The 14,851-nt window shown below is 32.5% G+C and carries 12 protein-coding genes and 1 tRNA gene; 9 read left to right on the forward strand and 4 right to left on the reverse strand.

All coding sequences use genetic code 11. The features are described 5' to 3' along the window. Window positions 1–4: 4 nt before the first annotated feature. The 3 genes from NAT50_RS11340 (at window position 5) to NAT50_RS11350 (ending at window position 2,168) form a co-directional block, all read left to right on the forward strand. Entirely contained in the window at window positions 5–691 is a 687-nt protein-coding gene (locus NAT50_RS11340) for a head GIN domain-containing protein (RefSeq protein ID WP_250593341.1), read from the forward strand. A gap of 76 nt (window positions 692–767) precedes the next feature. Continuing rightward, entirely contained in the window at window positions 768–1,454 is a 687-nt protein-coding gene (locus tag NAT50_RS11345) for a LysE family translocator (RefSeq protein ID WP_250593342.1), read from the forward strand. 48 nt (window positions 1,455–1,502) lie between these two features. Next, window positions 1,503–2,168 (forward strand): GldM family protein, encoded by a 666-nt coding sequence (locus tag NAT50_RS11350; protein WP_250593343.1) that lies wholly within the window; start codon window positions 1,503–1,505, stop codon window positions 2,166–2,168. Between the two features lie 50 nt (window positions 2,169–2,218). On the opposite strand, the gene NAT50_RS11355 is transcribed toward NAT50_RS11350, so the two are convergent. After that, a tRNA-Cys gene (locus NAT50_RS11355) sits at window positions 2,219–2,289 on the reverse strand. A 78-nt stretch (window positions 2,290–2,367) separates the two neighbouring features. Beyond that, a complete protein-coding gene (folB, locus tag NAT50_RS11360) occupies window positions 2,368–2,724 on the reverse strand; it encodes a dihydroneopterin aldolase (protein WP_250593344.1) in 357 nt (118 codons plus the stop codon). A gap of 107 nt (window positions 2,725–2,831) precedes the next feature. On the opposite strand from folB, the gene NAT50_RS11365 reads away from it, so the two are divergent. Next, window positions 2,832–4,517, forward strand: a complete 1,686-nt coding sequence (locus tag NAT50_RS11365; protein ID WP_250593345.1) for a glutamine--tRNA ligase/YqeY domain fusion protein — start codon at window positions 2,832–2,834, stop codon at window positions 4,515–4,517. A 374-nt stretch (window positions 4,518–4,891) separates the two neighbouring features. Here the strand turns inward: NAT50_RS11365 and NAT50_RS11370 are convergent, their stop codons facing one another. Continuing rightward, complete coding sequence (locus tag NAT50_RS11370; RefSeq protein WP_250593346.1) at window positions 4,892–5,878, reverse strand: SPFH domain-containing protein; 987 nt, start codon at window positions 5,876–5,878, stop codon at window positions 4,892–4,894. Window positions 5,879–5,983: 105 nt separating this feature from the next. Here NAT50_RS11370 and NAT50_RS11375 point away from each other — a divergent pair, with 105 nt between their 5' ends. Both NAT50_RS11375 and NAT50_RS11380 read left to right on the forward strand, forming a co-directional pair. After that, entirely contained in the window at window positions 5,984–6,640 is a 657-nt protein-coding gene (locus NAT50_RS11375; protein WP_250593347.1) for a PorT family protein, read from the forward strand. Between the two features lie 140 nt (window positions 6,641–6,780). Then, window positions 6,781–7,359, forward strand: a complete 579-nt coding sequence (locus tag NAT50_RS11380; protein ID WP_250593348.1) for a hypothetical protein — start codon at window positions 6,781–6,783, stop codon at window positions 7,357–7,359. 39 nt (window positions 7,360–7,398) lie between these two features. Here NAT50_RS11380 and gltX read toward each other — a convergent pair whose 3' ends face one another. Then, window positions 7,399–8,901, reverse strand: a complete 1,503-nt coding sequence (gltX, locus tag NAT50_RS11385; protein WP_250593349.1) for a glutamate--tRNA ligase — start codon at window positions 8,899–8,901, stop codon at window positions 7,399–7,401. A gap of 125 nt (window positions 8,902–9,026) precedes the next feature. Here gltX and NAT50_RS11390 point away from each other — a divergent pair, with 125 nt between their 5' ends. From NAT50_RS11390 to mnmG, 3 genes are all read left to right on the forward strand, one after another. After that, window positions 9,027–12,320, forward strand: a complete 3,294-nt coding sequence (locus NAT50_RS11390; protein ID WP_250593350.1) for a coiled-coil domain-containing protein — start codon at window positions 9,027–9,029, stop codon at window positions 12,318–12,320. Next, on the forward strand, window positions 12,307–12,726 hold the full coding sequence (ybeY, locus tag NAT50_RS11395; protein ID WP_250593351.1) for an rRNA maturation RNase YbeY: 420 nt from the start codon (window positions 12,307–12,309) through the stop codon (window positions 12,724–12,726). Before NAT50_RS11390 ends, ybeY begins: the two co-directional genes overlap by 14 nt. Window positions 12,727–12,861: 135 nt before the next feature. Then, complete coding sequence (gene mnmG / locus NAT50_RS11400) at window positions 12,862–14,733, forward strand: tRNA uridine-5-carboxymethylaminomethyl(34) synthesis enzyme MnmG (RefSeq protein ID WP_250593352.1); 1,872 nt, start codon at window positions 12,862–12,864, stop codon at window positions 14,731–14,733. The last annotated feature ends 118 nt before the right edge of the window (window positions 14,734–14,851 follow it).

Raw genomic sequence — 14,851 nt, forward strand, 5'->3', positions numbered from 1 at the left:
CACAATGAAAAGACTAACATTTTTATTTTTAGCATCGACTCAATTTTTAGTGGCTCAAACTACTAAATCAGTGGGCGATTTTACAAAAGTTACAGGTTTTGATCAGATTTCTATAGTTTTAATTCCTGCTGGAGAAAATAAAGTAGAACTTTCAGGAAACAATTCTGAACAGGTAGAATTTGTAAACAATAACGGCGAACTAAAAATCCGTATGCCTTTACAAAAACTGTTAAAAGGGGAAGATGTATTAGCTAAAGTTTATTTTAAAAAAATCGAAGCAGCGGAAGCCAACGAAGGAAGTCATATTAAATCTGAAGCAACGATCAAGTCGATTAATTTTGATATCATAGCCAAAGAAGGTGCAACGGTACAATTAAACTTAGAGGCAAGTAGAGTGGCTGCCCGATCTTCGGGAGGTTCAGAAATTAAGTTGCAGGGTACAACCCAAAATTTCGAAGCAATTGCTAATTCTGGAGCAAAAGTCTATGCTAAAGATTTTGTAGCTTCTCAAGCTACAGCGACTGTAAATGCTGGTGGAGAAATAGAAATAAATGCCTCCGATTTTATAGATGCCAAATCCAGAGCAGGTGGTTCTATAATAATTTATGGTGATCCTAAGCAAGTGAATCAGAAAACCATTTTAGGTGGAAATATCATCGTAAAAAGTAACAAAAAGTACCATACCAACTAAAAAAAATATTAAAATTCAATTAAAGCTAGAATTTTAAAGAATATAAAATTAAATTGCGGTTTCTAAACAAACTATAATGATTCAATACATTTTAAGCAACGGTATTCCACTTGGTATTTTTTTAAGTTTTATGATCGGACCCGTTTTCTTTGTATTGTTAGAAACCAGTATTACCAAAGGATTTCGAGCCGCTTTTGTGTTTGACGTTGGCGTCGTTTTAGGCGATATTTTCTTTATCGGAATTGCTTATTTGGGAAGTTACCGTTTAATTCAGAGTTTAAAAGACGATCCAGCCCTTTTTATCTTTGGCGGCATCATTATGCTTACTTATGGGCTTATTTCCTTTTTTAAGCTTCGTAAAGCAAGCAAAAACATAGAAGCCGATCAAGAGGTAGTCGAGCTCATAAAAAAGGATTATTTGAGTCTCTTTATTAAAGGTTTTTTACTCAATTTTATCAATATTGGTGTACTAGGTTTTTGGCTATTAATTATCATTACTTTCGGTCCTAGATTACAAATGGAAATTTCTAACGTAATTTGGTTTTTTTCTACTGTAATCCTTTCTTATTTGGTAACTGATATTGGTAAAATTCTATTAGCGAAACAATTACGAAAAAAATTAACTCCAGCAAACATTATTAAAATCAAAAAACTAAGTAGTATTTTGCTAATAATCTTTGGGGCTGTATTGTTGGCGCAAGGTTGGTTTCCCTCTGACAAACAATTCGTAAAAGATACCATCGAAAAGATTGAAAATAAATAAATTAATATTCCCAATAGAATAAATTTTACCCACTTAACCTCTATCATTTTGAAAAAATTATTACTCCTACTTTTTACTTCTTTGTCTTTTTATGCACAAAGTGATTCTTTAAGTATTCAAAAACCGAAACTTTCCGTAGTAGGAAATGACGGTATGAAAGTTTTATATCGTGGAATTTCCAATCCTATTTCTATAGCTGTAAATAATGCTTTATCTTATAAGATATCGGGCGACGGAGTTTCTCAAGATTTAGATGGAAAATACGCGATCAGACCAAAATCAGGCAATGAAACTAAAGTTTTATTAGAAATTCAAACTACAGACAGTACAACCGTAGTGGAAGAACATGTTTTTAGAGTAAAACCTTTGCCTCTTGTATCCTTATTGGTCAACAAAAAAGGATGTATTAATGGCGATTGTACTATAGAAATTCAAAAAAAAGAATTGTTAAATGCAGAAATTACTGTAAAACTGGTTGATTTTCTTTTTGATTACAATATTACAGTGAAAGGTTTCCGATTGTATCTTACCAATAGTAACGGCGATACCTTGGCTAGTTTTGATATTCAAGGAAATAAAATTCCACAAGATATTTATAATGAAATCATTACGAATGAAAAAACGTCTCTAATTATTATTCATAAAATTGCGTTCGATTCCGATTTAAACCTATCGATTTCGAAAACACCGATAATAAAAATAAAGACGATTTAGAAAATGATAAGCATAAAAAAAGAGTTACTGAAAAGTAACTCTTTTTTTTGAGGCATCGCCCGGATTCGAACCGGGGTAGACGGTTTTGCAGACCGGTGCCTAGCCGCTCGGCCACGACGCCATTGTGGTGTGCAAATATAATAAAAAGTTTAAAGTTTAATAGTCAAAAATTAAAAGAATCTTTTTTTTCTTGTTTCTTTTATCTTTTCTTACTCATCATAATGGTAACTTCTTGAACATCACCACCTATAGGAGGGTTTAGCTTAGATACTTCTACAGTTACATTGTTCACTTTATCTATTTCTTTTATCGTTCTTTCAAGAATTCTTTGGGCCACATGTTCCAAAAGTTCTGATCGTATAGCCATTTCTTCGACCACAATTTTGTTCAGATGTACATAATCGACTGTATCGGCAAGCTTATCGGTTTGAGAAGATTTTTCTAAATCTGCTTCAATTTCTAAATCAACTCTGTAATCACTACCAATTTTACTTTCCTCTACCAAACACCCGTGATAAGAAAAGGTTCGTATATTTTTAAGTCTAATAATTCCCATTATTCCTTTTTTTGATGGTTTAAAGGTACAAGTTCAAGGTTTATTAAACAACATTAAACTTTAAAGCTTAAACTTTTTTATCTTTGTGCAAAAGATAAGAAAACACAATGTCTACAAAAGAAAAATCATTGAATTTTATAGAGCAAATTATTGAAGAAGATCTTAAAAATGGTTTGCCAAAAGATAAGTTACGTTTCCGTTTTCCACCGGAACCTAATGGTTATTTGCATGTGGGTCATGCTAGTGCAATTTGTTTAAATTTTGGATTAGGTATTGATTATCAAGTGCCTGTTAATTTGCGTTTCGACGATACTAACCCTGCCAAGGAAGAACAGGAATATGTAGATGCTATTAAGAGAGACGTAGAATGGTTGGGTTTTAAATGGGCTAATGAATGCTACGCTTCTGATTATTTTCAACAATTGTACGATTGGGCTGTAGCTCTAATTAAAGCTGGTAAGGCTTATGTTGATAGTCAATCTTCGGAAGAAATGGCTAAGCAAAAAGGTACACCCACCACTCCAGGTACGGATAGCCCTTATAGAAACCGTTCGATTGAAGAAAATTTAGATCTTTTCGAACGTATGAAAAACGGTGAATTTGAAGAAGGAACGCATATTTTACGTGCTAAAATTGATATGTCTTCTTCTAATATGTTGATGCGTGATCCTATTATGTATCGTATTTTACACAAACATCACCACAGAACCGGCGATGCTTGGTGTATTTATCCAATGTACGATTGGGCACACGGAGAAAGTGATTACTTAGAACAAATTTCTCATTCGTTTTGTACACTAGAATTTTTACCTCACCGTGAGTTATACGATTGGTTTTTAGATAATATTTACGATAGTTCAAAAGTTCGTCCAAAGCAACGTGAATTTGCTCGTAGAAATCTTTCTCATACGGTGGTTTCTAAACGTAAATTATTACAATTAGTTGAAGAAAAGTATGTTACGGGTTGGGATGATCCTCGTATGAGTACAATTTCAGGGATGCGTCGTCGTGGTTACACTCCTGCGGCTATTCGCAATTTTGCTGACACAATCGGTATTGCAAAACGTACCAATTTAATAGATGTTTCATTATTAGAATTTTGTGTACGTGAGGATTTGAATAAGACTGCACCTCGTGTGATGGCTGTTTTAGATCCAATTAAATTGGTAATTACCAATTATCCTGAAGGTCAAGAGGAATGGTTAGAAGCTGAAAATAATCCTGAAGAAGAGGTGTTAACTTTCAGAAAAGTTCCTTTTTCGAGAGAAATTTATATTGAAAGTGAAGACTTTAAAGAAGAAGCCGACAAGAAATTCTTCCGTTTGACTTTAGGAACTGAAGTTCGTTTAAAAAATGCCTATATTATTAAAGGTGAATCTGTTATAAAAGATTCAGAAGGAAATGTTACCGAAATTCATGCTACTTATGATCCAGATTCTCGTTCTGGAAGCGGTACAGAAGCTAGTAAACGTAAAGTTAAAGGCACCATTCACTGGGTTTCTACAGAACATGCTTTAGAAGCTGAAGTTCGTGTTTATGATCGTTTGTTTACGCATGAAAATCCTGACGGAAACAAAGAAGTTGACTTTAAAGAATATATAAATCCTAATTCTTTAAAAGTAATTACCGGTTTTGTGGAACCTAGTTTACAATCGGCTAAAGAATTGGATCATTTCCAGTTTCAACGTTTGGGTTATTTCTGTGTGGATAGAGATTCTACTTCAGAAAAATTAGTTTTTAACAAAACTGTTGGCTTGAGAGATACTTGGGCAAAAGTAGAGAGTAAAGAATAACATATTTGATTTTTATATGAAGGCTGTAAATAAAATTACAGCCTTTTTTATTTTTATTGATAGATATATAAATTTTAATAGATTATATATATTATAGTTTTTATTGATTGATTTTATTTTTTAATTATAAATTTTTATTAAAATCGACTTCTATATTTTTATTTTAAGACGTTTAAAAAAATGAATAAGGTGTTTTTATATTAGTTTATTTAAAAGACTTTTAAATTGAATTTATTTACTTTTTAATAAAAAATGTAGTAAAAAACTGTATTTTATATTTTACTTAATCTTTTTGATTCAATTCATTGTTTCATGATTCCTAATTAAAAAAAAAGAGCTTCATTTCTGAAACTCTTTTTGTGAAATTGTAATGATTAAATTTCTTCTGTTGGATTAGATGTATCCGAAGGATTATAATCGGTCGATGTATGATCGTTTGTATTTTTAATTCGTTTCGATTGACCTTTCATTTGTTCACCCATGATATTAGTCGCTGCAAAACTTGTAACCATACTATTTAACATATCGCTTGCGGCTTGAGGCGAATTAGGTAATAAAATTAAATTAGAATTGGTATCAGCTCCAATAGCTTGTAGTGTATCATAGTGTTGTGTAATTACAATCAGAGCAGAAGCTTCTTGTGAATTTATACCAACTTTGTTCAAAACATCAACACTTTCTACTAAACCACGAGCAATTTCTCGTCTTTGATCTGCAATACCTTGTCCTTGTAATTTTTTACTTTCCGCTTCCGCTTTAGCTTTGGCTACAATTCTAATTCTTTGTGCTTCTGATTCATACATTGCCGCAGTTTTTTCTCTTTCGGCAGCATTGATACGGTTCATTGCATTTTTTACTTGAATATCTGGATCAATATCAGTGACTAAAGTATTGATGATATCATATCCATACGCCATCATTGCTTCATTTAATTCACGTTTCACAGCAATAGCAATATCATCTTTGCGTACAAACACATCATCAAGAATTAATTTTGGTACTTCGGCACGTACCACGTCAAAAACATAAGCTGTAATTTGATCGTGAGGATATTCTAGTTTATAGAATGCTTCGTAAACATGTTCTTGTATTACTTTGAATTGTACCGAAACTTTCATTTTAATAAACACGTTATCTTTGGTTTGTGTTTCGATGATAACATCCAATTGTTGAATACGCAGATTTACTTTACCTGCAATGCGGTCTATAATTGGAATTTTTAATTGTAAACCGGAATTTCGAATACTTTGAAATTTCCCGAAACGTTCAATGACTGCTGCTGTTTGTTGCTTAACAGTAAAGAAAGAAGATAATAAAAGAATAATGCCAAAAAAAAGGATGGCAATGGTAAATGGTCCCATAATGTTTTAGTGATTAGTTCGTTATATAAGTTATACGTTAAATAATTCATATTGTTACAACCTTTTTCTCAGTATAATGTTTAATTTTGTGTAAAATTATCTCTTATGAAACGTTTTGTATTGATACTGTGTATCTTATCTAGTGGTTTTTCTTTTTCTCAACATAACAGAAATGATGGAAATCATATTGGTATTTCTTTTGGTGCTACTCAAACTTCCTTATTCACCTCTAATTTTGACACTAAACCTGAAATGGGTTGGATTGGTGGTTTTTCTGTTCGCGGAAATTATTACAACAATTGGAGTATGATTTTTGGAATGCAATTTACGGAGAGTAATTTTTCTGTAGAAACGAGTAATCTTTTATTCCAATCGGAAAATGTAAAATATAAACTTTCAGGAGCTCAAATTAGATTGTTGTTAAGCGCCAATATCATTGAAAATCATCTTTCTGTTGATTTTGGTCCTGTATTACAAGTGAATGGTAAATTAAAAATTAATGAGGGTAACAAAGACAATCTTATAAACGGAAATTTATTAACAGCTAACGATATTTTGGACGTCACCAAGATCAACGGTAATGTGTATTTAGGTATTTCAGCCGGAGGAAAATGGGTAAAAGCAGTTGTTTTCTACCAATATGGTGTGAATAATTTTATGAACAATCTTAATAAATTTGATGATTTAAAACTGAAAAACAATAATAAAGATTTCAAAGGTAATTTAGGAATGCTTTCCGGACAATTACTTGTCAACTTATAATAACAAACTCCCTTCATGGGAGTTTTTTTATAGCTTCACTTTTAAAATGTTAACTTCTTAATAATACTTTTTTAGTTATTTGTTAATCAAAAAGTAGATTTCAATTAATAGATTTGAGTTGTACTCAAATTTCAATTGCAATGAAACTTTTCCCCCTTGTTTTTTTTCTTTTCTATAGCCTTTTTGCTTTTTCTGCCGATGAAATTGTCCTAAAAGATGGCAGTAAACTAACTTTGAAAACCAACAGTTTTAAAGTCAATTTTTCCGAAAATAGTATTACTTATCAAACGTTATCCTCTTCAAAAGAGCAAAGTCTTAGTTTTAAAGATTTTGATTACGTTATTGCTGGTGTCAACAAATTTCAAACATTTAATTTAGAAGGTTCTTCTTCTGTGGAAGGTTATTTTGTCTTAGCCGAATCGAATTCTAAGAAACTTATCTTTCGATCGATTTACAATCCAGATGGTTCCATAGCAAGATTTATTTTTCATATTCTAAATGAAAACCTTCAGATTTTAGATTCTCACTTCTTTGATGCTGGTAGTAGTAAAAAAAGTGTGGATGTAAGAGCTGAAATTTATCTAAAAATTCGACATTATTTTAGTACGTGTACTGAGATGATGAAGCGACTTGAAGTGTATGACATGAATGCCGCTGAAAGTAACCATGTTCGAATATTGTTGTTTTTTAAGTCACCCATGTATTATAAGTGTAATTAAAAAAAGGAGGCTGTTTTATTAACAGCCTCTTTTCTTTTTTTATATTGTATCAACAGCTTTTTGTAAGCGTTTGATGGTTTCTTCTTTTCCGAGTATTTCTACAATATCAAATAAGTGTGGTCCCATCATTTTTCCAACTAAACTCAATCGGAAAGGTTGCATTACCTTACCCATTCCTATTTCATTTGCCGTTAACCATTCTTTTACTATGGTTTCGATGTTTGCACTAGTAAAATCAGAAATTGACTCTAAAACGGTAATTAATTGTTTGATTAGTTCGGGAGTTTCTTCCTTCCAATTTTTTAATGCTTTTTCATCATAAGTTGTAGGAGCAACAAAGAAATAATCTGTTAAATCCCATAATTCATTAACAAAGTTGGCTCTTTCTTTGTTTAAAGAAACAATTCTTTTTACATCTAAAGTAGTTGAAATGCCTTTCTCAGTTAATATCTTTTCAAACAGAACAGCAAGTTGCTCATCACTTTGTTTTTGTAAATATTGATGATTGAACCATTTGTTCTTTTCCGGATCAAACTTAGCACCTGATTTGTTTACGCGAACCAAATCAAATTTTTGTATCAATTCTTCTAATGAAAAAATTTCTTGTTCTGTACCATCATTCCAACCCAATAAGGCCAAAAAGTTGATTACTGCTTCAGGGAAGAAACCATTTTCTCTATAACCCATTGATGTTCCTTCTTCAGTTTTCCATTCTAAAGGAAATACTGGGAATCCCATTTTATCTCCATCACGTTTCGATAATTTACCATTACCAATTGGTTTTAAAATCAATGGTAAATGTGCAAATTCTGGTGCTTCCCATCCAAAAGCTTGGTAGAGTAACACGTGTAATGGTAATGAAGGCAACCATTCTTCTCCACGGATTACATGGGAAGTTTCCATTAAATGATCATCTACTATGTTCGCTAAATGATACGTTGGCATCCCATCACTTTTGTATAATACTTTATCATCTAATAAGTTCGTTTCGAATTTAATTTCTCCACGGATGATATCTTTTAGATGTAAAGTTTCATTCACCGGTGTTTTAAAACGTACTACATAAGGTTCACCGGCAGAGATTCTTTTCGTAATTTCTTCTTCAGAAAGATTTAATGAAGTATCTAAAGTTTCACGTACGGTATGATTGTATATAAATGTTTTACCTTCCGATTCTGCAAGTTTTCGTAATTCATCTAGTTTATCAGCTGAATCAAAAGCATAATAAGCCCAACCTTTGGTTATTAATTCATCAGCATATTGTTTGTAGATTTCCTTGCGTTCACTTTGTCGATAAGGTCCAAACTTTTCATTTTTTCCAACGGTTTCATCAGGTGCAATCCCTAACCATTCTAAAGCTTCAAAAATGTAAGCTTCAGCTCCTGGAACAAAACGAGTTTGATCGGTATCTTCAATGCGTAAATAAAAAACACCATTGTTTTTCTTCGCAAATAAATAATTGAATAAAGCGGTTCTTACGCCTCCTATGTGTAATGGTCCTGTAGGACTTGGTGCAAAACGCACTCTAACTGGCTTAGACATAATGTGTAAAATTTGTACAAAGATACATTATTATGATTTTCCTATTCTTAAATGCTCCTGAAAATCCTAGATTTTTGTATTCGGAAATTTTATAACTTTATAGGTTATAAACAATTGAAACAATTATGAACTCCTCAGCGCTCATTTTTTTAAAGCTTGAAGAATTTATCAGAAAGTATTATACCAATGAATTAATTCGTGGATCTATTTTATTTGTAGGTTTAGGATTGTTGTACTTATTATTTACAAGCTTCGTTGAGTATTTTTTATGGTTACCATCAGTAGGTAGAACCATACTTTTTTGGTTGTTTCTTATCGTTGAAATTTTTCTACTCACAAGATTTATTCTATACCCACTTTCGAAACTTTTCAAGATTAAAAAAGGTATTAATAACGCTGAGGCATCAAAAATCATCGGTAATCATTTTTCGGATGTGAATGATAAATTGCTTAATTTTTTACAGTTGACGACTGATACCAATCAATCGGAATTGCTTCTAGCTTCCATTGAACAGAAAGCATTGGCTTTAAAACCAATCCCATTTACCAAGGCTGTTGATTTTACTCGAAATAAAAGAATATTACCCCTTGCTATTTTACCCATTTTAGTTATACTCTTTTTCTTAATATCCGGAAGACAAGAATTAATTACCAATAGTATGGCACGTGTGGTTAATTACCAACAACACTTTTCCCCTCCTGCCCCTTTTTATTTTGTTATTGCGAATCCCTTGGTAACGGAACAAAACAAAGATTATGTTTTGCGTGTTAAAACAATTGGCAACATTGTTCCGGATAAGGTTATGATTTTTATGAATAACGAAAGTTACTATATGGAAAACACTAGATCAGGTGAATTTCAATTTGTATTTGAAAAGCCTCTTGCGAATATCCCTTTTCATATTGAAGCCAATGAAGTGACTTCTCCTGATTATCTTCTTAAAGTAACAACTGTTCCTGCAGTACTTAATTTTGAGATGATTTTAAATTTCCCTAAATACTTAAACAGAAATACTGAAATCATCAAAGGAACCGGTAATGCTATTGTACCTGAAGGTACTTCGATTACATGGAAAATGAATACGGTTGCGACTGATGAAGTGAATTTTTTATACGAAAAACAAAAGATTTCCTTTTTTAGACAAACGAATACGTTTAGTTTGAGTCAAAAAGTAACTAAAGATACAGAATATCAAATAGTTACTTCAAATAAAGCGCTCAAAAACTACGAAAATCTGTCATATTCTATCAAAACAGTAAAGGATTTATATCCTACTATTAAAGTTGAGCCTGTGCCAGATAGTTTAAAGACTAATAAAGGGTATTTCATTGGACAGGTTGCTGATGATTATGGTTTATCAAAATTACAAATCGTATATTATCCAAAGAATAATCCTGCTGAAATTAAACGTGGAAATATCCGTGTAAAGAATGATGTTTATGATCAGTTTGTTTTTGCTTTTCCAAGTAACTTAACGATCAAAGAAGGGATTCCTTATGAATACTATTTTGAAGTGTTTGATAACGATGCTTTACATCAATTTAAAAGTTCTCGTTCTGCCATTTTTTCTCATAGAGAATCTACGGCTTCTGAAAAACAAGAACAGTTTTTAGAGAATCAAAACAAGAGTATTCAAGGTTTAGAGCAATCTCTAAAAACTCAAGATAGACAATTAAGTGAGTTAGAAAAAATTCAAAACTCAGGAAAACAAAAAAAGGAATTAGATTATAAAGACCAACAAAAGATTAATGATTTCATTAAACGTCAGAAACAGCATGAAGAAATGATGAAGGAGTTCTCTGAAAAAATGAAAGAGAATTTAGAGAAATTCAATCCTAATAAGATTGATCCTGATAAACAACTTTTACAAGAACGTTTGAATAGAGTAGAAAAGGAATCCGAAAAGAATCAAAAATTATTAGATGAATTAAAAGAACTAAATTCGAAATTAGAGCAAGAAGATTTATTGGATAAAATTGAGAAGTTCCAACAGAAAAGTAAAAATCAAACCAAAAGTTTAGAACAATTGGTTGAATTGACCAAACGCTATTATGTAGAAAAAAAGGCTGAACAATTAGCAGAAAAGTTACAACAATTAGCAGAAAAGCAAGATCAATTATCAGATAGCAAAACGAATTCAGAAGAGAAGCAAAACGAAATCAATAAAGAATTTGATGCCTTAAAAAAGGAGTTGAATGATCTACAAAAACAAAACAAAGAATTAAAGAAACCTCTTGATTTGCCATCGCAAAAAGATAAAGAAGAAAGTATCAATAATGATTTACAAAATGCTTCGAAAGAGTTACAAAAAAATTCCCCTTCTAAAGCTACTGTAAAACAAAAAAGTGCTGCAAAAAAAATGCAACAAATGGGACAATCTATGCAAATGAATATGCAAAGTGGAGAGAAAGAACAGTTACAAGAAGATGTAAAAATGTTGCGCCAGATTTTAGATAACCTATTAGAATTTTCATTTTCAGAAGAAAAATTAATCAATAATTTTAAAGCGTCTAATGGAGTTTCTGCTTCTTTTTCAAAACACATCAAAGCCCAACACGATCTAAAAGATCAGTTCAAACACATCGATGATAGTTTGTTTGCATTATCATTACGCAATCCAAAAATTGAAGAAAAAATCACTTCTCAAGTGGGTAATGTTTATTATCATTTAGACAAAAGTATCGATTATTTTAACGAGAATCAATTAGGACGTGGAACCTCTAGTCAACAATATGCGCTAACCAGTGCGAACACATTAGCTAATCTTTTAGCTGATACTCTTAACTCCATGCAGATGTCTATGTCGGGTCAAGGACAAGGTTCTCCTAAACCAGGTCAAGGTCAGGGTCAAGGAATGCAACTACCTGATATCATTCAAAAGCAAGAAGGTCTTGGAAAGAAAATACAACAGGGTTCTAAAAGTGGCAATCAACAGGGTAATTCACCTGGAAACCAAAATAACGGTTCAGGTTCTAAAGGCGGTAACGGCCAAGACGGTGAAGGTGATGCTAAAGCTGTTTTAGATATTTTAAAGGAACAAAGACAGTTACGTGATGCTTTAGAAAAAGAATTACAAAAGCATGGTTTATCTGGTCAAGGTCAAGCGGCTTTAGATAAAATGAAGCAAATAGAAAAACAGTTAATCAATAAAGGTTTCACTCAAGAGGTGATTCAAAAAGCATTAAACCTTAAATACGATTTACTTAAATTAGAGCAAGCGGTACAAGAACAAAATCAAGACAATAAAAGAGAATCGAACACCAATAAGAAAGAGTTTCAAAACACGGCTCCTGCCCTACCCGCTAAATTGCAAGAATATTTAAATAGTATAGAAATTTTAAATAGACAAACATTACCTTTGCGTTCTCAATTTAATAAACGAGTTCAAGATTATTTTAAAGAAGATGATAAATTATAACTACGAATGTGATTTTAGGCTTGAGGATGAACAGTTTTTTTCAGACTGGATTACCAGAGTAATTGAATCTGAAAACAAATCTACAGGTGAAATCGCCTACATCTTTTGCGATGACGATTACCTATTAGAGATTAATCAACAGTACTTAGATCACGATACACTTACCGATATTATTAGTTTTGATTACACAGAGAACGATATTATAAGTGGAGATATTTTTATTTCTATCGATCGTGTTCAAGATAATGCAGATGATTTTGATACTCCATTTGAAGAAGAATTAAAACGCGTAATGATTCACGGTATCCTTCATTATTGTGGATATAAAGATAAATCTTCAGATGAGGAAGCTTTAATGAGAAACAAAGAAGAAGAGAAAATAAATATGTTTCACGTGAAACATTAACCTTCTTTAAATTTTTGTTTCACGTGAAACAAAAATTATCGATACCAAAAAATGAATTGTTTCACGTGAAACAATTAAGGATAACAAGCAAAATAATTATAATGTTTCACGTGAAACATTAAATTTTAAATACCAATGTTTTTAGAAAAATATGATGTTATTGTTGTAGGTGCGGGTCATGCTGGTTGTGAAGCTGCGGCTGCATCTGCAAATTTAGGATGTAAAACATTATTGATTACGATGAGTCTTCAGAACATCGCGCAAATGTCTTGCAATCCTGCTATGGGTGGAATTGCTAAAGGACAAATTGTTCGTGAGATTGATGCGTTGGGTGGTTATTCTGGAATAGTTTCCGATATAACGGCTATACAGTTTAAAATGCTTAACAAATCAAAAGGTCCTGCAATGTGGTCCCCTCGTGTGCAAAGTGATCGTATGCGCTTCTCGGAAGAGTGGCGTTTAATGTTAGAACAAACGCCTAATTTAGATTTTTACCAAGAAATGGTTACAGGTCTAATTGTTGAAAATGGTAAAGCGGTTGGAGTTAAAACCGGTATTGGTTTATCTATATATTCTAAAGCAGTTGTTTTAACCAATGGAACTTTTTTAAATGGATTGATTCATATTGGGGACAAACAATTTGGTGGAGGTCGTGCGGGTGAAAGTGCCTCTTACGGAATTACTGAAGATTTAGTCGCTCTCGGTTTTCAAGCGGGTCGAATGAAAACTGGTACTCCTCCGCGTGTTGATGGTCGTTCTTTAGATTATTCAAAAATGCGTGTGGAACCCGGAGATGAGAATCCTGATAAATTTTCTTATTCGGATGTCACAAAACCATTAACGGTACAACGCGATTGTCATATGACTTACACCTCTCCTTTAGTACATGATTTGTTACGGGAGGGGTTTGATCGTTCTCCGATGTTTAACGGACGAATTAAATCTCTAGGTCCTAGATATTGCCCCTCGATTGAAGATAAGATTAATCGATTTGCAGATAAAGATCGTCATCAGTTATTTGTGGAGCCAGAAGGTTGGAATACAGTTGAAGTCTATGTGAATGGTTTTTCAACTTCTCTACCAGAAGATGTTCAGTTTAAAGCGTTGCGTTCTGTAGAAGGTTTTGAAAACGTAAAATTCTTTAGAGCAGGTTATGCTATCGAATATGACTACTTCCCTCCTACCCAATTAAAACATACTTTGGAAACAAAGTTGGTCGAGCATTTATATTTTGCAGGTCAAATTAATGGAACTACAGGTTATGAAGAAGCCGCTTCACAAGGTTTAATGGCTGGAATTAATGCAGCGTTAAAAGTTCAGGAAAAAGAACCTTTTGTGCTGTTGCGAGACGAAGCTTATATCGGAGTACTTATCGATGATTTAATTACAAAAGGTACCGAAGAACCGTATCGTATGTTTACTTCTCGTGCGGAATACAGAACTTTACTTCGACAAGACAATGCCGATTTTCGACTTACTCCTAAATCGCATGCCATTGGTTTGGCTTCAGAGGAACGTTTACGACGTATGGAATACAAATTTGAAGAAGCGGATAAAATGGTAAATTTCTTTAAAGAAACTTCCGTTTCCGTTTCCGAAGCAAATCCTGTTTTAGAAGCTAAGAATAGTTCACTGATTTCACAAGGAGATAAAATGTTTAAAATTTTCTCTCGTCCACAAATTGACATGCAGGATATGTTACAATTTGAAAAAGTGAAGACCTATGCAGAAGAAAGCAAATTGGATCAGGAAATTTTAGAGCAAGCAGAAATTCAAGTGAAGTATTCAGGTTATATTGAAAAAGAAAAAGCGAATGCGGAAAAACTACATCGTCTAGAGAATATTCGTATTCCGGATAACTTCGATTACGATCAGTTAAAATCGCTATCGTATGAAGCTCGTGAAAAACTTAAAAAAATACGTCCGGTAACAATTTCTCAAGCTTCTCGTATTAGTGGAGTATCTCCTAACGATATTTCAGTTTTATTGGTTTTTATGGGTAGATAATTTTTTTGTACGCAAAAGTAATTTACAAATTACTTTTGCGTACTATTCTTTTTTTTGTTTCACGTGGAACTTACTTTTAAAAATCTCAAAATCTCAAAATAGTAAAAATCCAACGCAT

Source organism: Flavobacterium luminosum, assembly GCF_023635005.1.
GTDB lineage: Bacteria > Bacteroidota > Bacteroidia > Flavobacteriales > Flavobacteriaceae > Flavobacterium > Flavobacterium luminosum.